General features: G+C 30.3%; 22 protein-coding genes. 10 read left to right on the forward strand and 12 right to left on the reverse strand.

What is annotated here, in order from left to right:
* Positions 1-8: 8 nt before the first annotated feature.
* Positions 9-545 carry a transglycosylase SLT domain-containing protein gene (locus HNP65_RS01005; protein ID WP_184618536.1) on the forward strand — a complete coding sequence of 179 codons (537 nt, stop codon included), beginning with the start codon at positions 9-11 and terminating at the stop codon, positions 543-545.
* Positions 529-1293 (forward strand): ABC transporter ATP-binding protein, encoded by a 765-nt coding sequence (locus HNP65_RS01010; protein WP_184618537.1) that lies wholly within the window; start codon positions 529-531, stop codon positions 1291-1293. Before HNP65_RS01005 ends, HNP65_RS01010 begins: the two co-directional genes overlap by 17 nt.
* Here HNP65_RS01010 and HNP65_RS01015 read toward each other — a convergent pair.
* A complete protein-coding gene (locus tag HNP65_RS01015; protein ID WP_184618538.1) occupies positions 1290-2258 on the reverse strand; it encodes a polysaccharide pyruvyl transferase family protein in 969 nt (322 codons plus the stop codon). The genes HNP65_RS01010 and HNP65_RS01015 overlap by 4 nt on opposite strands.
* A 66-nt stretch (positions 2259-2324) precedes the next feature.
* On the opposite strand from HNP65_RS01015, the gene HNP65_RS01020 reads away from it, so the two are divergent.
* The 8 genes from HNP65_RS01020 to HNP65_RS01055 are packed head-to-tail and all read left to right on the forward strand — an operon-like array spanning position 2325 to position 8805.
* Positions 2325-3071 (forward strand): MBL fold metallo-hydrolase, encoded by a 747-nt coding sequence (locus tag HNP65_RS01020; protein WP_184618539.1) that lies wholly within the window; start codon positions 2325-2327, stop codon positions 3069-3071.
* A gap of 56 nt (positions 3072-3127) precedes the next feature.
* On the forward strand, positions 3128-3925 hold the full coding sequence (gene panB, locus HNP65_RS01025; RefSeq protein WP_184618540.1) for a 3-methyl-2-oxobutanoate hydroxymethyltransferase: 798 nt from the start codon (positions 3128-3130) through the stop codon (positions 3923-3925).
* Between the two features lies 1 nt (position 3926).
* Positions 3927-5093 (forward strand): bifunctional phosphopantothenoylcysteine decarboxylase/phosphopantothenate--cysteine ligase CoaBC, encoded by a 1167-nt coding sequence (gene coaBC / locus HNP65_RS01030; RefSeq protein WP_184618541.1) that lies wholly within the window; start codon positions 3927-3929, stop codon positions 5091-5093.
* The gene (locus tag HNP65_RS01035; RefSeq protein WP_184618542.1) at positions 5056-5991 is read left to right on the forward strand and encodes a YncE family protein; all 936 of its coding nucleotides are present in this window, start codon (positions 5056-5058) and stop codon (positions 5989-5991) included. Before coaBC ends, HNP65_RS01035 begins: the two co-directional genes overlap by 38 nt.
* A 36-nt stretch (positions 5992-6027) precedes the next feature.
* Positions 6028-6630, forward strand: coding sequence for a CBS domain-containing protein (locus HNP65_RS01040; RefSeq protein WP_126992352.1), 603 nt, complete (start codon positions 6028-6030; stop codon positions 6628-6630).
* The gene (locus HNP65_RS01045) at positions 6630-7283 is read left to right on the forward strand and encodes a segregation and condensation protein A (protein WP_184618543.1); all 654 of its coding nucleotides are present in this window, start codon (positions 6630-6632) and stop codon (positions 7281-7283) included. Before HNP65_RS01040 ends, HNP65_RS01045 begins: the two co-directional genes overlap by 1 nt.
* Before the next feature lie 3 nt (positions 7284-7286).
* Positions 7287-7832, forward strand: a complete 546-nt coding sequence (gene scpB / locus HNP65_RS01050) for an SMC-Scp complex subunit ScpB (protein ID WP_184618544.1) — start codon at positions 7287-7289, stop codon at positions 7830-7832.
* Entirely contained in the window at positions 7780-8805 is a 1026-nt protein-coding gene (locus HNP65_RS01055; protein WP_184618545.1) for an AAA family ATPase, read from the forward strand. Before scpB ends, HNP65_RS01055 begins: the two co-directional genes overlap by 53 nt.
* Before the next feature lie 27 nt (positions 8806-8832).
* Here the strand turns inward: HNP65_RS01055 and fliY are convergent, their stop codons facing one another.
* The 11 genes from fliY to fusA all read right to left on the reverse strand — a co-directional run bounded on the left by fliY (position 8833) and on the right by fusA (position 21506).
* Positions 8833-9936: a flagellar motor switch phosphatase FliY gene (gene fliY, locus HNP65_RS01060; RefSeq protein WP_184619009.1), complete on the reverse strand. Its 1104-nt coding sequence runs from the start codon at positions 9934-9936 to the stop codon at positions 8833-8835.
* Positions 9936-10928, reverse strand: coding sequence for a flagellar motor switch protein FliM (fliM, locus tag HNP65_RS01065; RefSeq protein ID WP_184618546.1), 993 nt, complete (start codon positions 10926-10928; stop codon positions 9936-9938). Before fliM ends, fliY begins: the two co-directional genes overlap by 1 nt.
* Before the next feature lie 13 nt (positions 10929-10941).
* A complete protein-coding gene (locus HNP65_RS01070) occupies positions 10942-11466 on the reverse strand; it encodes a flagellar basal body-associated FliL family protein (RefSeq protein WP_184618547.1) in 525 nt (174 codons plus the stop codon).
* 11 nt (positions 11467-11477) lie between these two features.
* The gene (locus HNP65_RS01075; protein ID WP_184618548.1) at positions 11478-12344 is read right to left on the reverse strand and encodes a flagellar motor protein MotB; all 867 of its coding nucleotides are present in this window, start codon (positions 12342-12344) and stop codon (positions 11478-11480) included.
* A gap of 2 nt (positions 12345-12346) precedes the next feature.
* Positions 12347-13135 carry a motility protein A gene (locus HNP65_RS01080; RefSeq protein WP_126992346.1) on the reverse strand — a complete coding sequence of 263 codons (789 nt, stop codon included), beginning with the start codon at positions 13133-13135 and terminating at the stop codon, positions 12347-12349.
* Positions 13135-13356: a flagellar FlbD family protein gene (locus HNP65_RS01085; protein WP_126992345.1), complete on the reverse strand. Its 222-nt coding sequence runs from the start codon at positions 13354-13356 to the stop codon at positions 13135-13137. The genes HNP65_RS01080 and HNP65_RS01085 overlap by 1 nt, the downstream gene beginning before the upstream one ends.
* A gap of 10 nt (positions 13357-13366) precedes the next feature.
* Positions 13367-15481: a flagellar hook-basal body complex protein gene (locus HNP65_RS01090; protein ID WP_184618549.1), complete on the reverse strand. Its 2115-nt coding sequence runs from the start codon at positions 15479-15481 to the stop codon at positions 13367-13369.
* A 5-nt stretch (positions 15482-15486) separates the two neighbouring features.
* On the reverse strand, positions 15487-16155 hold the full coding sequence (locus tag HNP65_RS01095) for a flagellar hook assembly protein FlgD (protein ID WP_184618550.1): 669 nt from the start codon (positions 16153-16155) through the stop codon (positions 15487-15489).
* Entirely contained in the window at positions 16130-18391 is a 2262-nt protein-coding gene (gene fliK / locus HNP65_RS01100; protein ID WP_184618551.1) for a flagellar hook-length control protein FliK, read from the reverse strand. Before fliK ends, HNP65_RS01095 begins: the two co-directional genes overlap by 26 nt.
* Entirely contained in the window at positions 18388-19335 is a 948-nt protein-coding gene (locus tag HNP65_RS01105) for a hypothetical protein (protein WP_184618552.1), read from the reverse strand. Before HNP65_RS01105 ends, fliK begins: the two co-directional genes overlap by 4 nt.
* A 113-nt stretch (positions 19336-19448) precedes the next feature.
* Positions 19449-21506 (reverse strand): elongation factor G, encoded by a 2058-nt coding sequence (gene fusA, locus HNP65_RS01110; protein WP_184618553.1) that lies wholly within the window; start codon positions 21504-21506, stop codon positions 19449-19451.
* Positions 21507-21532: the final 26 nt, after the last annotated feature.

The following is a 21532-nucleotide window of genomic DNA, read 5'->3' on the forward strand; positions in this document are numbered from 1 at the left end:
GGAAAAATATGAAAAAACATTTTCTTATCTTTTTACTAATAATCCTGACAATTTCAACATTTGCTCTACCTGGAAAATGGTTTAGAGATATGATAAAGTACTATAGAGAAGCATATGATCTCCCAAGCGATGAGGATTTAATTCAAGATATTGAAGATGCAATTTTAGATGCTTCCAAAGAAACAGGAATAGATCCACTTTTAATAACTTCAATAATAGTTGTGGAAACTGAGTTTAGAAATGTAATTGGAATGCATGGCGAACTTGGAATGATGCAAATAAAACCGGAAACTGCAGAATTTGTAGCAAATTTATATAAAATTCAAACTCCACAAGAAGGTTGGAATAGAATATTGTGGGATTTTAAACTAAATATAAAAATTGGTAGTTACTATCTAAAATATTTGTACGACAAATTCCATAATATAACTGATGCAGTAAAACACTATAATGGAGGAACATATAAAGAGCAATATGCACAGAAAATCCTTGCAAAGTACAAAGAAATGTTAAAGGTGGCAAGTGTCAATGAAAGAAATTCTTAAAGTAATAGATTTAAATTTTTCATACGGAAATTTTGGAATTAGAAATTTGAATTTAAAAATAAAAGGGGGGCAATTTGTAGGGATAATTGGTCCAAATGGTGCTGGAAAATCAACAACCCTCAATCTTATAGCTGGTTTGTTAAAACCATATTCTGGAAAAATATTACTTTATGATAAGGATATTAGAAAACTTTCAAGAAAGTATATTGCGTCAAAAATTTCCTTTGTTCGTCAGGAATTTAACCCTACATTTGAATTTAAAGTAAAAGATATAATTGAAATGGGAGCACTACACAAGAAAACTAGCTTTTTTAATACCTTCGAAGATTCAACAAAAATAAAAGAATGTCTTTCAATGGTAGAACTCTCAGGTTATGAAGATAGATACTTTTCCACATTAAGTGGCGGAGAGCAGAGAAGAGTTCTAATAGCAAGGAGTATTTATCAAGAAACCCCTGTAATAATTGTTGATGAGCTAACGGCCCATTTAGATATCTCACATGCAATTCAAATAGTTGAAATATTAAAAAAACTTACTTTAAATGGAAAAACTGTACTATCAGCTTTCCACAACATCAATGTTGCCTCAAAATATTGTGACTATATATATGCATTAAAAGACGGAAAAGTTGTCTTTGAAGGTGTGCCTTCAAAAGTTATAAATAAAGAAAACATTAAAAAGCTCTATGAAAAGGAATTCTATATTATTAATCATCCTGTACATAATTATCCCGTGGTTACTTTTTAAAGATTTACTAAAAGTTTTTCAAGCTTTTCATACATTTCTTCAGCATCTTCTTTCATCTTTTTATATATATTTGGATTTACTAGCTCTTTAACTTTCAAACTTGCATCAAATAAATCATGTGCAAAATGGCTTTTGCTACTAGAATATCTGTTAAAAAATCTTCTGAATTTTTCATCGTTAATTGAAATGAAAGTCTTACCTAAAAATGCTGATATTAGCGATCCATGGAACCTTTCACTGACAATAATCTTACTACTTGATATCTCTTCTATGATAAGGTTTGAAAACCTTGAATTTAATCCTTTAATTGAAATATTCGATAATCTTTTAGCAAGTACCTCATCTTGCGGAGAAAATGGAACATACACTACTTCATCTATTCCCTGGCTTTTTAATGTTAATAAAAGTGGGACATAGTTTTTCACTCTCCTTGGAATTATTACTGCCTTATTACTTTCTTTACTACTTTCCACTTTTATGCTACCTAATTTTCTAATACCTGGGTCCGTACACAAAAAAGAATTTTTATTAAAATTTTTTGCATATCTATATGAAACCGGATCTCTTGCAAAAATATATAACTTCTTACTTTCCAATAAATTCTTCATTAAAATCCTTGATGTGTAATTATAAAAAGGCCCAAAACTATTTCCAAAAAATACCAAAGGTTTTCCAAACAAAAGGACTGTTTTAAAGAGAAGGTAATAATACATAAAGCTTTTAAAGCTTGTCTTGTCTTGTAAAACACCTCCCCCACCGCATATTACAACATTAGACTTCATAATAGCTCTTATAATAGACAAAGGATTAAATCTATTATACTCATTCAACTTTTTTTTCTCTTTTGGTAATAATTCCATAACTCTATAATTTTTTTCACTCAAAAACTCCTTTATACTTTGCCTCATCAGTTCGTCACCATAATTTCCATAGCCATAATATCCAATCAGCAAAACATCTTTCAAGGAACATTACCTCCTTATAGAGAATAATTTCTATGAAAAGTATATCATAAACAGTGGGGGTATTTTATGATAAAAAATATAAACAATAAGATTTATATCATTGAAAACGAATTAGCATCAAATAGCACTTTAATCATTGGAAAGAAAGGAAACATCTTAGTAGATACATCCTTATTTCCAAAAAAAGCTGAAAAAATCAAAGAGTTTTCAAAAGATATTTCTGGAAAAGAAATAATTCTTGTTATTAACACTCATTATCACCCCGATCATACATTTGGAAATTCTGCATTTGATTGCCCTATAGTTGGCCACTCACTAACAAGAAACCTAATGGAGCAGATAGATGAAAAATATTTAATACAACTTGAAGTTGAAAATGCAAAAATAGTTCCTCCAAACATTATATTTGATAATTTTTTTGAGTACGAGGATGGAATAAAATTAACTGTATATCATGGTCCGGGTCATACACCAGATTCATCATACATTGTCATAGAAAATGAAGATATTTTAATAGCCGGTGATACTGTTATAACTGATATTCATCCTGAAATTGTAAGTGATAGTAATTTAGATATTTGGATAAATACTCTTGAAAATCTTCCACAAGTTTCTAATATTGTTCCAGGTCATGGGAAAATTGGGAATTTCACAGATGTAAGGCTAATGAAAGAATATCTGCAAAAAATTAAAAATTTAAAAAATGGTACTATAAGTTCGACTAGTTTAGAAAACGATCCAAATTTTACAAACAGAAAATATCCAGAATTACTAAAATGGAGCCTTGAAAATTTACTAAAAAATACCCTCTAGGCGAAACTAGAGGGTATTTTTTATGTTAAAATATATTAATAAGGAGTGTGATTGAAATGACAATACAAAAAATATTAAAAATGAAAAATAAAGAAAAAATTGTTATGGTTACTGCCTACGATGCACCAACGGCAAAAATTCTTGAAAAAGCAGGCGTTGATATAATCTTAGTTGGTGATTCTTTGGGAAATAACGTTCTTGGATATGATTCAACAATTCCAGTTACTCTAGAAGAAATGATCATGCACCTTCAAGCAGTCAGAAGAGGTGCACCAAACTCTTTTATTGTAGCTGATCTTCCATTTTTGTCATATGGATATAGCATAGAAGAATCTGTTAAAAATGCAGGATTACTAATTAAAAATGGGGCAAATGCTGTAAAAATTGAAGGTGGAGCACAAAACTGTGAAACAATCAAAAAATGTTTAAACATTGGTATTCCAGTTATGGGGCACCTTGGTTTTACTCCACAATCATTAAACATGTTTGGTGGATATAAAGTTCAAGGAAAAGAAGAAAGCGCAAAGAAAAAACTTTTAGATGATGCTCTTACCTTAGAAAATTGCGGAGTATTTTCAATTGTTCTTGAAATGGTAACTGAATCAATAGCGAAAGAAATTACAGAAAAACTCTCAATACCAACAATTGGAATAGGGGCAGGAAGATATTGTGATGGACAAGTTTTAGTGTTTCATGATATTGTTGGTTTAAATCCTGAATTTAAACCAAAATTTTCTAAAAAGTATGCAAACACCTTTGAAATTATGCTAAATGCAATCGAAAAATTCAAAACGGAAGTAAAAGAGAAAACTTTTCCATCAAAAGAAAACGTTTTTGAAGAAGGAGGAAAATAAATTGAACATAGTTGTTGGCGTTACAAGCGGAATTGCAATTTACAAAGCAGTTGATTTAGTTAGCAAACTTAGAAAAAATAAATTTGAAATTGATATAATAATGACTGAAAATGCAACTAAAATGGTTTCTCCGGTTGTTTTTTCAGCAGTTGGTAATTGTCCCGTATATACAGATACATTTAATGTTAAAAACGGATGGATTATACATACAGAACTTTCAAAAAAAGCTGATATATTTGTTCTTGCACCAGCTACAGCAAATACAATTGCTAAAATTTCTTCTGGAATTGCAGATAATCTACTTACAACAACAATATTGGCATTGCCTGAAAAAACTCCAAAAATTTTGATCCCAACTATGAATACTCGAATGTATGAAAATAAATTTACTCAAGAAAACTTTGAAAAATTTAAAAAATTGGGTTGGTTTATTGTAGAACCTGAGAGTGGTCATTTAGCATGCGGTGATGTAGGTAAAGGAAGATACCCGGAAAATGAAAAAATTATTGAAGCAATATACTATATGCTTGAAGAAAAAAAGTTATCCAGTAAGAAAGTTTTAGTTACTGCAGGACCTACAAGAGAAGAAATAGATCCAATTAGATATATTTCAAACTATTCAAGTGGAAAAATGGGGTATGAAATCGCAAAAATCTCAAAAAGAATGGGTGCATATACAACTTTAATCTCAGGACCAACAAATTTGACTCCACCATATTTTATAGATGAATTTATAAAAGTTAAAACTGCTTACGATATGTACACTCAGGTAATGAATAAATTTACAGATTACGACATTATAATAATGACTGCTGCTGTAGCTGATTACACTCCAAAAGTAAAATCGAAAGAAAAAATAAAAAAATCAAAAAATAATTTTGCTTTAGAGCTCGAAAGAACGAAAGATATTTTAAAAGAACTTGGAAGAAAAAAACGCAGCAATCAAATTATTATTGGATTTGCAGCTGAAACAAATAATATAATTGAATATGGTAAACAAAAATTGATTTCAAAAAATGCTGATTATATCATTGCAAATGATGCAAATAAAGTGATGGGAAGTGATTTTTCAAGTGCATTTTTAATTTCTAAAGATAAAGTAATACAACTTGAAGGGAGCAAAGAAAAAGTTGCAAAAGATATTCTTACTAATATTATTAACAATTAATACTTTAATTTTCCCTTTTTATACAGGGTTAAAATACACATTTAGAAACACACAATTTGAAAACTATATCGTTTTAACAAGTTCTATAGAAAGAAAGGTATATATTTATGACTTAGAAACAAACAAATTAAAATATCTATTTAATAATGTTGGAGTTTATCCTGCAATATCTTATACAGACAAAAATAATTTATTTATTGTTGATACTGTCGGAAAAGAAATAATCCTAATTGATTTAAAAAAACAAAAAAAATATATAAAAAGACTTGAGCATAGACCACTCTTCTATAATCGTATTAATGACATAATTTACATTCTTGATTCTGAGGGAAATTTATTTGGCTACGACTTTAATTTAAACTTAGTACACTATCACAAATTTGTCTCAAGACCAAATTATTTTTATTTTTACAAAAGTAAACCACTTGGATTATATATTTGGAATAACAATATAGATTTTGAATATCAAGGTAAAATTTATAATTATAACCTTGCTACACCTTCATTACTAGTAGAAAACTTTATAATAGATACAAGAGGGGGAAATATTTTAGAAATTGATAAAAAGAAAGTGTACAAATCAGAACCTTACATATCATTTGCAATAATTTGGAATAAAAAACTTTACTTTGGTTCAATGTTTAGTAATACAATTTACAACATAGAAAGTGGTAAAATAGAAGAAGTAGCAAGATTAAATTATCAACCAACTTACGCAAAAGTTATAAACGATAAACTATACATTCTCTCTGCATCAAACAATAAGCTTATAATATTTGACAACAAAACAACACAAGAATTTGAGACAGGTGATTTCCCCATTGAAATTTTTAGTTACAATGGCAAAATAGCCGTTGTCTGTGCCGAAAATGGAGAGATAAACATATTTGAATTCTAAAAAAATATTTACTTTGTAAAAAGAGGAGGTCAAAATATGAATGTAAAAAAATGGGTTTTACAACACTTTCCAACAGTAAAAAAAGACGAAGAAATAGGAAATGCTTTAAGAAAAATGAGAGAATTTTCCTGTGATTATTGTATAGTATTAGATGAAAACGATAAATTTGAAGGTGTTGTTTACAAATCAAGTATCAGAGATTCGGAACTCGATGAAAAAATCGATATGTATGTAACTTTCCCAGATTTTTATGTAGTTGAAGACTCAAATGTTGAAGAAGCAGCACTAATGTTAATAGAAAACAAAGATCAAGTTCTCCCTGTTGTAAACAATAACGCAGAAGTTATTGGAGTTTTAACAGTCCAAGAAGTACTTGAAGCATTTATTGAACTTTCAGCAATGGATGAACAAGGAACAAGAATAATTTTAGAACTTGAAGATAAACCTGGTGAACTAAAAAGGGTAATAGACGTTCTTGCAAACAATAAAATGAACATTTTATCTATTCTCACCCTTAAAGACGAGAATAAAAGACAGATTTCAATAAAAATTCAATGTGAAGATCCTGAATCAGTAGCAAACTTACTTGAAATCTACAATATTAAATATATATCTATCATTGAAGAAGAAGGTTTTTAATGGAATTAGTATTTAAGTTTCAAGAGTTTGAAGGTCCATTAGATTTAATAATATATCTAGTAAAAAAGAAAAAGTTAAGTATTAGAGATATTCCTCTTTCTCAGCTTGCTGATGAGTTTTATGAGTATTTACAACAAATGAAGAATTTAAATCTTAATATAACTTCTGAATTCATCGTCACTGCTTCTTATTTAATGGAGTTAAAATCAAAAAGTCTTCTACCAAGAAGCAGTGAGGATGAGTTTTTTAAAATATCAAAAGAAAAATTTTATTCTCAAGTTGAGCAATATGCAGCATTAAAAGATTTAGTCGAAAAAGTTAAAAATAACGAAAATCTAAATATTGAAAAAATACCAGTTTCTGTAAAAACTGTCTTTCCAAAAATCAACGAAAAAAAGTTAAAAAATATAATAAAAAATGCTATAAAAGAAGTTGAATTAAAACAAAAAGTCTACAAAATCAAAAAAGAAGAAATCACAATCGAAACCATAATGAGTAAAGTTCTAAATTCTAATATCAACAAAAACTTATATGAAATTCTTAAAAACTTAAATAGCAAGTACGAAATTATAATGTATTTTCTTGCTATACTAGAGTTAATTAAACTAAAAAAAATAACCCTAGATGAAGAATTTTACATTAGGAGTGTTTAGTCTATGGAAAAAGAAAAAATTGCACTAATCGAAGCAATTATATTTGCCTCAAAAGGAATATCAATGCAAAAAATAAACGAACTAACAAATATTAATCAAGATGAAATAAACAAAATTATAGAACATCTCTATTCAAAATACAACAATAATTCTGAATCTGGAATTGAATTAAAAAACATAGATGGATATTTGAAATTTTACACAAAAAAGCAGTATTCTTCACATATTGAAAAAGTTGTAAAAAGGCGTTCTCTAAGTACTCTCACCAATCAACAACTTGAAATTGTAATACTTCTTGCAACAAAGAAAGAAGCAACAAAAAAGGAGATAGACGGAATCCGTGGAAAAGATTCTACAAATATTTTAAAACAGCTACTCTATAGCGGTGTAATTAAAAGAAAAAAAAGTGGAAGAGCTTATATATACAGTTTAACTGAAACTTTTAAAGAAGAAACACTAATAGAAGAACTCATCGAAGAACTGGGAGGTGCTCAACTTGACACTTTTAGAAGCAAAAACTCTAGCTCGCAAAATAATGGAAAGCGGTGAAATACCACTTTTAGTTGGTCATTTTGGTGTGGGTAAAACCGATATAATTAGAGAAATTGCCCGTGAGACAAACAGAGAATTAATTATTTTAGTTCTTTCACAAATGGAACCTGGAGATTTAATAGGACTACCTTCAAGGCAAGAAGATAAAACAGTCTTTCTTGAACCTGATTGGTGGCCAAAAAATAATCAAACAATACTTTTCTTAGATGAAATTAATAGATCACATAGAAGTATTAGAAACGCTATTATGCAACTTCTGGTTGACAAAAGAATTCATAATCACAAATTGCCAGAAGGCACTTGGATTGTCGCTTCTATGAATCCTCCTGATGAAGAATATGACCAAGTAGATTTAATAACTGACCCAGCATTTTTGTCAAGATTCTTTATTCTTGAAATTACTCCTGATCTTAAAGAATGGTTAAATTGGGCACAAAAAAATGATATTCCAGATGAAATAATAAAATTTATTGAAAAAAATCCTGAATTTTTATATTCATCAAATCATATATCATTAAAGACAACCATAAAACCAAGTCCAAGAAGCTGGCATAAGCTTGGAAATGTATTCAAAAAACTTTCCGATGAAGAGAAAAAAATTTTTGGATATCAACTTGCTTCGGGAATCCTAGGACCAGAAGCAGCAAAAATATTTACGGAAAACCTCTTTTTAAATATTCCTACAGCAAATCAATTGTTAATGGAAGGAATCATACCAGAAAAATTAGAACTCCATGAAGCTAATTCAATAATTCTAAGAATAGTTGACTTTTTTTCAAATCTTGATGAAGAAAATTCAAAAAAATTATATGAAAAAGCAGAAGTAATTGCAGGAAATTTAATCAAATTTTCAAATTCTGTTCCAAAAGACAGCTTTTTCAGCCTAGTTAGATTACTAAGTGAGCTTTCAAATGAGGATGGTTATAAAGGAAAGTTATGCGATAAAATACTTGAAAAAATATCATATTAAAAAAACTCCCTTCGTCACTGAAGGGAGTTATTCTAGTGTATAAAATCTCTCCTGCGGTGTTACAATTTCTGTAATCCTTACTCCAAAATTTTCATCAATTACTACAACTTCACCACGGGCAATCAACTTGCCATTTACAATAATATCAACCGGTTCACCAGTAAGCTTATCCAGTTCAATTAAAGATCCTACTGATAATTCCATAACTTGTTTTAAAGTAAGTTTTGTCTTTCCAAGTTCAACTACAACATTAAGTGGAATATCAAGAAGTGCCTGTATTCTATCAGGTATTTCTCCCGTTGATTTTACAGTTCCACCACTTTCAAAAGATTGAAATTGTGCTGGAGATACCGAAACAGGATTTTTCTCTACATTTTTTGTAGTTGAAGCAGGACGCTCAACATAATTTTGAGAAGGAGCAGTTGAGGAAGTCTCTACAGCACTTGGAGTTGCCTTTTCTTGTTTTTCACTTTCACTTTCAAAAAGCATGCTGTATAATTTTTTTACAAACTCCGGAGACATTGCTAAAAAGAAATCAGCTGGTTCTAAACCCTCTATTACAAGCTTAAAATTAACCTTAGCTACAACTGCATCATCACTAGTTACAATAGGCGGGAAATTAACGTTGTCCCCATCAAAATCGATTAGTTCAACAGTCGGTGGTGTAATATCAACCGGTTTTTTCAGCATATCAGACAGAGAAGTTGCTGCTGCTCCCATCATCTGATTCATGGCTTCTGACACTGCACTCAACGAAATTTCATCAACCTCATCGGTTTCAACTTCCCCCGTACCTCCCATCATTATGTTTGCTATTTGTGCAACCAATATCTGCGGAATAATAAGAGCATTTAGACCTTCTATTGCACCTTTAAAATGTATGGAAACTACTGCATTTTTTCCTGTAACTTCTTTTTTTATTTCTGATATTTTTTTCAAATCAACTGTTGGAACAGTAATATCAACTTTTCTTCCAAGCAAAGTCGAAAGCGCAGTAGTTCCACTTCCCATTATTATATTTCCTATTTCACCAAACATATCTTTTTCTATCTCAGTTAAATTCTCATCTTCATTTAATTGATTAAGTAATGAATCTAATTCCTCCTGGGATAAAAATTGTTCATCACCCATCATTTTATCTCCTCCTCATCATCGAGAACCTCAACAATTTTTACCGCATATTTTCCTTTAAATACTCCTGGAACACCTAAGAATTTATCTTTGCCATTTAATTTAATTTTTAAAGGATCTTCTTTAAAAGTATCTAATCTTATAACATCTCCAACCTCTAAGTTCAGTATATCCCAGAGTGTTAAATTAGTCTCACCAACAGCCACCGAAAGTTCAACAATTGTTCTCGCTAAATTTTCACGTAATGCCTTCATGTCCTCTTCAGAAACTATTTTTTGCTTGGTCTTAAACCAACTCTGAGTAGTTAATTTTTCACCAATTGGTTCAATCAAAGATGATGGCCAACAAATATTAATATATCCTTCAATATTTCCTATCTTTAAAAACAATGTAATTACAAGAACCATTTCATTTGAAGCAACAATTTGGACAAATTGTGGATTTGTTTCAATTGCTTCAATAACTGGCGTAAAAGAATAAACAGTGCTCCATGCCTGGGCCAAGTTAGTTAAGATATTTACTACTTCTTTTCTCATTACTTCAATTTCAGTATCTGTTGGAGGCCTGCTTATTTCCGCATTCATACCAGGTCCTCCCAGTAATATTTCTAATACCCCAAAAAATATTTCTAAATCTATATCTAAAATTGCACTCCCAACAAACTCTTTTGCAGAAAAAACAGCTATATATGACGGATTACGAATTGATTTTACAAATTCATCATAAGTCATCTGATCAAGTCCAACCAAATCAACTGCTACAAAATTACGGAGACGCCCAGAAAAATAAGTTGAAAGGCTCCTTGCAAAATTCTCATGGAGCATTTGTAAAGTTCTCTCCTGCTCCTTTGAAAATTTTCTAGGTCTTAAAAAATCATATGTTCTTACTTTTTTTTCTTCCTCTTCCTTTTTTACTTCTTCAATTGATACTTCCCCTTGATTAACCGCTTGCAGTAATCGATCTATTTCTTCTTGGCTCAAAACATCAGACATTTTATCACCTCAATTATTGGACGGAACTAACGGCCTTTATATACAAATATACATCAATTACCCCTTCCTTTTCTTTTTCACCTACAAAGCCGGTAATTTCGTTTACAGCGTTTTTAATTTGCTTTTTTAAAAGTTCAATTCCAGCTGGAGTATTTATTTCTGTTCTTTCTTTACTCAAAAATATCAACATTAATGCATCCATAATTTCATCATTTTTTTCAGCAATTAAACTTCTACATTGATCACTTCCAACTTTAAAAGATAGAGAATCAATTACAGCAACCTCTTTACCACCTTTTAACATAAATGTTTGGTAGGTTCCAGGTTGGATAACTACTGCTTTTATTGGAGTTACCGTTGTAGTTGTTGTGCTCGTTGTTTTCTCCGGCTGAACTTGAGTATTATTACCCAAAAACATTACCACTGCAACACTAACAACTAATGAAATCACAAGCGGTATCAAAATAGGTCCTAATAACCCCATTATTCCCTTCTTTTTTTTAGGTTGCTGTTCTTCTTGGATTTCTTCTTCTGGCATTATAATCCCTCCTATTTTGCAAGTTCACGCTTTATTAAAATATCAATTCTTCTATACTTATCTCTTAATTGTCTTATCTTATTATCTGTTTCTTCAGTTTTTTGTGCTACAAAATTATTCCATTCTTCTCTTGTAATTTCTCCAGCAACTAATTTTTTTCTCATCTCTTCAAGTTCAAATTCGTATAAATTTCTTAACGCTTTTATTTCCTTTTGAATTTCAATATCTCCTTTGCCAATTGGAAGAAATCTTTCAGCTGCATAATAGTAATCTGGATCAAATCTTCCCAATTGTATATCTGCAATTCTTTCAAGTGTCCTCTTTTGCTTTAGCTCTGTAGTAAAAAAGTAAACAACACTTGATGCCCTAGCTGCACTTAAATGCCAATTTGATTGGTAAATAGAATTTTCTGGTACAGGAATTTCATTAGCATATCCATATACTTCTAGAACATTTGTCGTATGTTCAATAATTACTGCTCCTAATTTTTCCAATAGTTTTTTTGCTTCGGCTGTTAAACGCGCACTACCAGGATTAAATATATCCAAATCGCTAATTGTAATTAATGTACCTTCGTCTCTTTCCTCTACCGTTACTTTTCCTTTATACTCTTCTGAAATTTTCAATATTTCCTGATATACACCCGGGTTTTGAGATATCAAAGGCTCAGTTTGCAGAGATTTTCCTCCTGTAAGTACACTTGGTGGATTACCATTTAATGCTGATGTTAATCCAACTGCAACTTGTTGAAATTTTCCTGGACTAATACTTGACATTGCAAATAACAAAACAAAAAATGTAAGCAAAAGGGTCACCATATCTCCGTATGTTGTCATCCAAAGCGGAGCACCCTTAGGACATTCTTGTTTTTTAGCCATTATTATGCGCCCGCCTCCTGAGTAGCTGCTTCATACTGAGCTTTTACAGCATCTGGTAAGAATGACTTTAATTTTTCTTCCAATATTCTTGGGTTTTCACCAGCTTGAATCGACAAAATCCCTTCTAAAATCATTGTTTTTTCCATTTCAAAACTTATTACCCTTTTTGCAATTTTTTCTGCTATAGGAAGTGCCATTGCATTTGCCATTATAGAACCATACAATGTTGTAATCAATGCAACCGCCATTGAAGGTCCTAATGAGTTAGGGTCATTAAGACTTTTAAGCATTTGTATCAACCCTATCAAAGTTCCTATCATTCCAAATGCAGGTGCATAAGCTCCAATTGCTTCAAAAAGCCCCTTCTTCAAATTCATTTCATTACTAGCAACCTCAACTTCTATTTCAAGCATTGACTTTAAAACTTCAGGTTCTGTACCATCAACTAAAAGTTGAAGCCCTTTTTTCATAAATGGATCATCAAGTTGCTCTATATTTTCCTCAAGTGATAAGAGACCTTCTCTTCTTGCCTTTTCTGACAAAGATACAAGTGTTTTTAACAAATTAACATAATCGGTTTTCGGCTCTTTTAAAGCTTCAAGGGCTATTTGAACAATTTTAAAACCTATATCTTTCGGATTTGCTGCAACTGCAGCTCCAATAGAACCCCCTATAACTATAACAATGGACGGAATATTAATAAACGCTGCAAAATCTCCACCACCCGAAACAATTCCAAAAACAACCATAGCAAAAGCTATACCAATACCACCAATTAACGCTATATCCATTACTCATCACCATCCTTAAATAAAGGAGGAATATTTAAAATTTTCTTTTTGTATTCAATAATTCTTTCTATAACTGTTTTAGCATCTTCTGACACTATATATTTTTTACCGTTATACAAGGTTATTGTAGTGTCAGGAAGTTCTTCTATTTTTTCAATGTAGTCAGCATTTAAATAAAATTGCTGCCCTGATAATGAAGTAACCAAAATGATAAAAATCACTCCTCAATTATTATCGTCTCAAATTAACAACTTCTTGAAGAATTTGGTCAGCAGTTGTTACAACCCTAGCATTAGCCTGAAAACCTCTCTGCGCAATAATTAATTTTGTAAATTCTTCTGATAAATCTACATTCGACATCTCTAGTGCACCTGATATTAGAGACCCTGATCCCCCAAAACCTGGTTGCCTAATTATAGCTCCTCCACTATTTGCACTTTCTGTATATAGTGAATTTCCTGCTTCCAACAAACCTGCTGGATTATTAAATATAGCAAGTGCTACTTTTCCCAATTTATCGGTAAGTCCATTACTAAATGTTCCAATTATATCTCCATTTTCAGCTATTGAGAAAGATTCTAAAGTTCCTTGAGCATTACCATTTTGTTCTGTAACATAAGCATCAGAAGTTGCTGCAAATTGAGTTATTCCAGTCAAATTTAACTTTATCTTTACTTCTCCATCTCCATTTTCACCAGCATCAAATTTTATAGCATCTATTGATTCACCTCTATTTACCTTACCGGTAGAAGGATCGAAAGCATAAATTCCAGTAAATCTTCCGCTTTCATCAAACGTTACAACACCAGCCGTCCCACTAGTAATTTCTTGGCCTGTTTCATAATTAGAAAGATATTTAATATTTTCTCCACTTGCGTTTCTCACTCTAAAGGCCCAAGCATTTTTGAAAGTGTCTGTACCATCATAGTAATTTGCTGAAAGTTTTACAAAATCTATATACAAGGTATAGGCATTTCCTAATGTATCATAAACTTGCACCGAAGTAGTGTAAAATGGAGAATTAAACTCAGAAACTGCAAAATTTGTTGGATTATCTGCCTCATAAAATCTAGGTTCACCACTACCAGGTACTACTACACTATTAACAGTATCTTCTCTTACCACTTCTACTGTATATGCTCCACTTGCATTAAATACTCCTGATAAACTATATGAACTTCCATTTGTTATATTATCTAAGCTATACTCTCCTACTACATTTCCATCTCCATCCCTTACAAATACTTTTACAGGTGAAGTAGTAGTTGTTCCATTATACGTAAAGTCTATCTGGTTAGCTGCAACACTAGTTGGAGTTTCGGTTGATAATACATACCCAGGAGTTTGTAAGTCAACAACATCGTTTGCTATTTCTACGATATAATTTCCACCATTAACTATTTTTTCAGATGAAATTGTTGCATTACCGCTTGAAACACTCGAAGTTTGAACGTCCAAAATATTTCCGTTTACATCTTTAATAATAAACGTATAATTCCCATCATCTTGTTGAATATTGTTTAAAGTTAAGCTTCCATCAGCCGTTGCTGTTGCAGAAAGTGATTGCTTTATCGCACCAGATTGAACTACATTTCCAAATTTATCAAATTTAATATAAATTTCTCCATCAACAGAATCATCACTTCCACTATAAACCTTTGCTCTATAGATCTGGTAATCTGAGAATGGTTCTTGCAATGCTCCACTTTCACGGTCAAAAAGTATTTTTACATCTACAGAATTTCCTCCATAACCAGAAAGTGTCATAACTGTTTTACTAGGCCCAACTCTTGCATCAAGATTATTAGCAACAGTCATATAAGATGTTTTTTTAGCAGCCATTGAAAGACCTGCAGAAATTTGAATATCTGAAATTGGCTTATTAGTATCAACAAATCTCTTTCCAGATTCTGGATCCGGTTCTGCAACCCATCCTTGTAATTTAAGCCCTGAAGATGCTTGTACTAATGTACCATTTACATCCAAATCAAAATTACCAGCCCTTGTATAATATGTCTTTCCTGAACCATCTTTTAAAATGAAAAAGCCATCTCCTTGAATTGCTAAATCAGTTTTCTTTCCAGTATTTTGAAAACTTCCTTGTGACATGATTTTATCAATAGATGCTACCTTAACACCATAACCTATCTGCTTTGGATTTGTACCTCCTGTTAATTCTGTAGCTCTTTTAGACAATTCTAATACTTGGGAAAAGGTTGTTGCATAAGTAACCCTAGAAGCTTTAAAGCCAATTGTACTAACGTTTGCAATGTTATTTCCAACAACATCAATTGCTTGTTGAAATCCTTGCAATCCTGTAACACCACTATAAATTGACCTAATCATCTATTTCACCCCTCTTGCGAAATTTCTATTATTGAACTTATAGGATACAAATTCCCATTTACTAGAACATAAACATCGTTATCCCTAAATTGTACTGCTTCCACTTTTCCTCCATCCATAGCTGAGATTTCTTCTAAATTCCCGTCAGGTTGTACTGAATAAAGATTGAAGGTGTATTTCCCATCAGGAAGCATCACACCATCATCGTTTCTACCATCCCAAAGAAAGGTCTGCATTCCTTCACTCAAATTACCTAAATCTTCTTGACGAACCAATTTTCCACTTTCATCATAAATTTTCAAAATAACATGCGATGGAGACTCTAATTTGAAAACTTGAGTCGATGTTGTCCCGCTTGATAACTCTAACACATTTGATTTTACAACTGCATACTTTCCAACCATGGAAGAAGCTTGAGCTCTGTACAACGAAGCAGAACTTTCAACAAACTTCTGTACAGACTCACTCATATTAGTAATCTGTTCTAATGTGGATAATTGTGTCATCTGAGCAATAAATTCCCTATCTTTTAATGGTTCTAATGGATCTTGATTTTTTAATTGAGTTACTAAAAGTTCCAAAAACGCTTCTTTGTCTAATTCCTTTTTTATTTCTTGTTTTTTTGAATTTGTACTTAAATTGTATATATTATCCATCGAAACCCAATTCATCATCCTGTTTCACCCACCTTTTTTGTCTTCGCTTTTGCTCTTGTTGTTGATCTTCATTAGATTGCTGATTTTCATCCTCATACCATTCTTGCTCTTCTTTAACTTCTAAATTAAATTCTTTTACCTCCAAACCTACATTTAATAACCTTTCTCTTAAATTAATCAATCCCTTTTCTATAACTTCCTTTGAATCACTATTATCAAATACAAACTTTACAACTACTTCATCTTTTATTTTTTCCAAATTTATCTCCATCTTTCCAAAAGCAGGGTGTTCTAAATTTATAACCGCTTTTTCTTTAATTATTTCCCCTTTAAAGTTGATCATTTCAACAACTTTTTTATAAATATTCTCTATATTTCTATTTTGAGTTTCAATTTCCACCTTCTGATTTAAATCTAACTTCTCAGTTTGTATATCACCAGGCCTTACAATATTTTCATCAATATGTGAAAGAGATTGGTAACTTTTTTTGGCATAAAATTCTTTTATATTATTAGACACTTTTGGCTTAATATCATTAAATTCACTTTTCAATTTTGAAATTTTATTTTCTCTTTCAACAACAAACCTTACACTTATCTCACTTTTATTATTCTTCAAAACACTTTCCATTTTCCTAATTAATCCATTTAAAGTTTCCACATTTTTCTTTATAGACTTTAAATCAATTTTTAAATGCTCACTGTTTTCTTTTTTCAACATCAGATTATCCAATTTTCTAATACTTTCAAAATTTTCTTGAGTGTCAAACATATTGACTATCATCGGTTGTAAAACAATAGCTTTTATGGTTCTATCATTTGAAAAAACACTATCAACATTAACCTTATTATCCAATATCAAAAACTTTTTGCTTGAAATTTTTAACTTTATATTATCTTTTTCATTTAAACCTTTAAAATTATCTTTTAACTCATTGCTACCTTTTACAAAATCTTTTAAATTAGTTTTTAAAACTAAAGGAATTTTCTCTAATTTATTATTCCATGTAATTTTTCTTGAAGGTAAATTATTTCTCAAAACTTTTTTATATTCATATTTACTTCTTTTACTCTCTAAATTTAACAACTTACTGGGTTCTATTAGAATTATTAGTTTTTCACCTTTTTTTAGATTTATTTCTTTTTCATTAATAACAACAGCTTTTTTACTGTTATCTGGTATATTTAAAACTCTATGCACAAAATTCTTGCTAATTATTTTTTCTTCCTTCAAGACATCTTTAATTATTTTTTTACTTGCTAGATTATGAATTTTTTTATCACTTTTTTTCAAATAAAAATTTTGAGTATCATTTTCAGCTTTCTTTTCTTTTAAAGAAGTTCCATTTTCTACACCTAACTCACTCTTCATTTTTCGCTCTAAATCTTCAATAAATTGAATTTTTGACTTAAACTTATCTTCCAATTGAATTTTGTTTAAATCTTTATCTTCAACAACTACCTTGTCTTTGGTATCTTTTTGAATTAAATTTTTGACTTTTTTAGTCATTTCAACTTCCAAAATTTCTTTTTTTAATCTATCGTCCTTTATTAATTTTCTTTCATTGACTATTAGCTTTTTTACCACATCTTTTTTTGGAACAATTTTAGTTTTAACTTTATTATCTTTAGAATTAGAAATTATTTTTATTTCTTTTTTATTACTACTTTTCTTTATATCGATATTTTCAATACTTGAATCTAAATTTGTTTCAACTGATAAATTATTTTTACTTTCATCAACAATAACCTTTTTGCTAATACTTTTAATTTCTTTTAAAATAAAATCTTGATCTTTTTTACTTATTTTGGTTTTGAATTCTTTATCACTTAGTTTAGAATTTTCTTCTAATTTTTTCAATGATAGAATTTTACTATTTTCAACAACTATTCTTTTCTCTGCATCCAGTACGTTTGTATTTTTTTCTATAACTTTGTTAGTATCATTCTTAATAATTGCATTTTTTCCACCTAACTTATTTAATTGCCCAACTCCATTTTGCTTATTCTTTGTCAATGACAAACTTTCTATAGCTTTCTTTAACTCCATAGCAGGAGTTATTAATTCTTTTTTAATGTTACTAGATATTTCAAATACTCTTTTAGAAAGAAAATTAGCCATTACTTTCCTTTTTGTTTCAAGTAGCGCTTGCTCAAAGCCTTTAAAGTTTTGATTATCTGTTATTTTTTGACCACTTGCTAACTTTAAATTAGAATCTTTCTTTATATTAACAATTTGCATCAAAAAGTTCATTCGATCCCACCACCAAGTTTTATTATCTCAATAAATAATTTTTCATTATTTTCTTTCAACCATTTAAGTATATTCCTTGATTTGCCAGGTTCTAAATTAGATAATAAATAGGCTACTATCTTTGGAGATTCTTGATATTGACTTATAAAAGCTTTTATTTCTTCTTCTGTTAAACTTAAAATATAACTTTTTATAGCTTTATTGAAACCTTCAAGTGATATTAATTGGCTTTCTCTTTCATACAATTTTGCGTAAAAATCTTCTAATTCCTTTATTTTACTATTAACTTCATTTAAAATTTCTTCAACATTGTATATTGTATTAACCACCGACGCAGCTTTTGTCGGATTTACCGAAGCTAAAGATTGTACCATTTCACTTCTTAAATCAGGTGAAAGTTTTTGAAATACAACAGCTAAAGTTTTCACATCAACTTTCTCGCTATTCATTAAAGGCAAAAGTTCTTTTGAATCACCATTTTTAAATATTTCAACTAAACTATCTAAATTTTCAACTTTCTTAATCACTTCAACTTTCGAAATTTCTTCTTTAATTTTTCTTTCTTTCCATTCATCTTCTATTGACTTTAATGTTTTATATAATAATTCATTTTCTTGCTTTAATTTTTCTGCCTCTTTTAATTTTTCTTCGGATTGCTTTATCAATTCCTCAATATTTTTCTTGTAGCTTTCCAAAACTTCTTCAAAATATTTTTTTGGCTCATTTATACTTAAAGGTTCATATTTAACGTATTTATTTACCAATGGTATTTTTGACAATAAATAAGCTGAATAACTTTTAAAATTAGAAAAAATTCCCTCATCAATTCCATAAACTTGATTTAGCTGAAACCTAAAATAGGAAATAAATATTAAATTAGAAAAAAACAAAACAGCTATAGTAAACGCAATTAAAAATTTTAAAAATTTTCCTTTTTTTTCCATATCAACCCTCCAAGTTATACTTTGTCCATAGTATTTTTCTATAGAATCAAACACTTTTCCTTAAAAAAATGAGGCGCATAGTTGCGCCTCATTTTTACTTACATATAAAAATTTTATTCTTGTTCTAATTCACGTTTTCTTTCTTGAATAATTTTTTCTTGCACATTTGGTGGAACTATATCGTATTTTGAAAACTTCATTGTAAAGTATCCTCTACCGCTTGTGATTGAAGACAATCTTCCAGAAAAGTCTAACATTTCAGCAAGTGGAACTTCTGCGGTGATCTTTGTAATGCCTTTCCCTGCTGGCTCCATTCCATGAGGTCTTCCCCTTCTTGAGCTAATTTCTCCCATTACATCACCAGCATTCTCATCTGGAACAAATACGGATACTTCCATAACTGGCTCCAATAATACAGGTTTTGCCTGCTCAAACGCTTTTCTAAATGCTTGAATTGCAGCTATTTGGAAAGAAATATCTGAAGAATCAACTTCATGATATGAACCATCAAACAATGTAACTCTAATATCAACAACTGGATATGCTGCAAGAGATCCTTTCTTCATCGCTTCTCTTATACCTTTTTCCACTGAAGGTATAAAGTTCTTTGGAATTACTCCTCCTACTATCTTATCAACAAATTCAAATCCTTTTCCTCTTTCAAGTGGCTCAATTTCTATCTTAACATGTCCATATTGTCCATGTCCACCTGTTTGTTTTTTGTGTTTATGCTCTCCAATAGCCTTTCCCATTATTGTTTCTCTATAAGCAATTTTTGGCTTACCAACTTCAACATCAACACCAAAAATATTTTTAAGCTTTTCAACCATTACATCCAAATGAATATTTCCAATTCCAGAAATAACTGTTTCAGAAGTTTCAGGATCAAATTCCCAACTAAATGTTGGATCAGAATCAGCAAGTCTTGCAAGACCGTTACTGATCTTATCAATATCAGATTTGGATTTTGGATTTATACTCTTTGAAATCATTGGTTCTGGGAATTCTGGTGGTACTATCTTAAGTTTTCTATCTTTATGGGTCATTGTATCTCCAACTGAACTTTCTTTCAATTTAGGAATAACTATAATATCTCCACATGAAGCCTCTGAAACTTCGTTGGTATTCTTAAGAACAGGGAAATATAAATGTCCAATTTTTTCACTTGTTCCCTTATTCACATTTATAAGTGTATCCCCAGAAGTTAATTTTCCACTGATTATTTTTAAAAAGCTCAATTTTCCAACAAATTGATCAACAATTGCTTTAAAAGTATAAGCAACAATTGGTTCATCCTCAACTGGAGCTACTTCAACTTCATCGCCAGTTTCTAAAACAGCTTTGTAGGAATTACCCTCAGATGGATTTACTCCTAAAATAGTCATTACTTTAAGAAATTGATCTACAGCAATATTTTTTTCAGCTGAACCACAAAATACAGGTACTATCTCCCCAGTTTTATATCCCTTTTTTAAAGTTTTTAATAATTCTTCAGCTGATATTTCTTCATCATTAAAATACCTTTCCATCAATTCTTCATCAAGAGAAACTATATCTTCAATCATTGAAGATTTCAATTCTTCAATTTTGTCTTTTAATTCTGCTGGAACCTCAACTTCTTTTGCTTTACCATTTTCATAGACAAAAGCTTTTGAAGAAAAAATATCAACAATTCCTTTAAAATTATCTTCGGCCCCAATAGGATAAAAAATTGGAACAAAATTTTTCTCAAATCTTTCTTTTAAACTTTCAAGTGATTCTTCAAAATTTGCTCTTTCTTTATCCATTTGATTTATAAAAACAGCAATTGGTTTTTTCATTTCTTCTGCAAGCGCCCAAGTCCTCTCAGTTTGAATTTCAACACCAGCTGTAGCATTAACAACTGATACAATATTTTCCGTAACAAAGATCGCATTAATTACTTCTCCAACAAAATCACTAAAACCTGGAGTATCTATAACCGTATATTGAGTACCCTCATAATTAAAAGAGGCAATATGTGAGGATATACTTGAACCTTTTTCACCCTCGATTGGATCATAATCAATATCTTTATTTCCTATTTTATCAAGTACTCCTGCATTAAAAAGCATACTAGACAATAACACACTTTTTCCTGATCCATTATGACCTATCAAAGAAATAGTTCTTTTTTTATCAACAGCACCCATTCGCCCACCTCCAGTTTATATTTATT

The sequence above is a fragment of the Thermosipho japonicus genome (genome assembly GCF_014201655.1).
Taxonomy (GTDB): domain Bacteria; phylum Thermotogota; class Thermotogae; order Thermotogales; family Fervidobacteriaceae; genus Thermosipho; species Thermosipho japonicus.

Bases quoted from the DNA above. Each gene is read 5' to 3' on its own strand.
- scpB (WP_184618544.1), top strand. From the start codon at position 7,287: ATGGAAAAAGAAAAAATTGCACTAATCGAAGCAATTATATTTGCCTCA.
- HNP65_RS01045 (WP_184618543.1), top strand. From the start codon at position 6,630: ATGGAATTAGTATTTAAGTTTCAAGAGTTTGAAGGTCCATTAGATTTA.
- HNP65_RS01105 (WP_184618552.1), bottom strand. From the start codon at position 19,335: ATGGAAAAAAAAGGAAAATTTTTAAAATTTTTAATTGCGTTTACTATA.
- fusA (WP_184618553.1), bottom strand. From the start codon at position 21,506: ATGGGTGCTGTTGATAAAAAAAGAACTATTTCTTTGATAGGTCATAAT.
- HNP65_RS01080 (WP_126992346.1), bottom strand. From the start codon at position 13,135: ATGGATATAGCGTTAATTGGTGGTATTGGTATAGCTTTTGCTATGGTT.
- HNP65_RS01095 (WP_184618550.1), bottom strand. From the start codon at position 16,155: ATGATGAATTGGGTTTCGATGGATAATATATACAATTTAAGTACAAAT.
- HNP65_RS01010 (WP_184618537.1), top strand. From the start codon at position 529: ATGAAAGAAATTCTTAAAGTAATAGATTTAAATTTTTCATACGGAAAT.
- fliY (WP_184619009.1), bottom strand. From the start codon at position 9,936: ATGGGTGATGAACAATTTTTATCCCAGGAGGAATTAGATTCATTACTT.
- HNP65_RS01090 (WP_184618549.1), bottom strand. From the start codon at position 15,481: ATGATTAGGTCAATTTATAGTGGTGTTACAGGATTGCAAGGATTTCAA.
- HNP65_RS01005 (WP_184618536.1), top strand. From the start codon at position 9: ATGAAAAAACATTTTCTTATCTTTTTACTAATAATCCTGACAATTTCA.
- panB (WP_184618540.1), top strand. From the start codon at position 3,128: ATGACAATACAAAAAATATTAAAAATGAAAAATAAAGAAAAAATTGTT.
- HNP65_RS01040 (WP_126992352.1), top strand. From the start codon at position 6,028: ATGAATGTAAAAAAATGGGTTTTACAACACTTTCCAACAGTAAAAAAA.
- HNP65_RS01020 (WP_184618539.1), top strand. From the start codon at position 2,325: ATGATAAAAAATATAAACAATAAGATTTATATCATTGAAAACGAATTA.
- fliK (WP_184618551.1), bottom strand. From the start codon at position 18,391: ATGAACTTTTTGATGCAAATTGTTAATATAAAGAAAGATTCTAATTTA.
- fliM (WP_184618546.1), bottom strand. From the start codon at position 10,928: ATGTCTGATGTTTTGAGCCAAGAAGAAATAGATCGATTACTGCAAGCG.
- HNP65_RS01075 (WP_184618548.1), bottom strand. From the start codon at position 12,344: ATGGCTAAAAAACAAGAATGTCCTAAGGGTGCTCCGCTTTGGATGACA.
- HNP65_RS01070 (WP_184618547.1), bottom strand. From the start codon at position 11,466: ATGCCAGAAGAAGAAATCCAAGAAGAACAGCAACCTAAAAAAAAGAAG.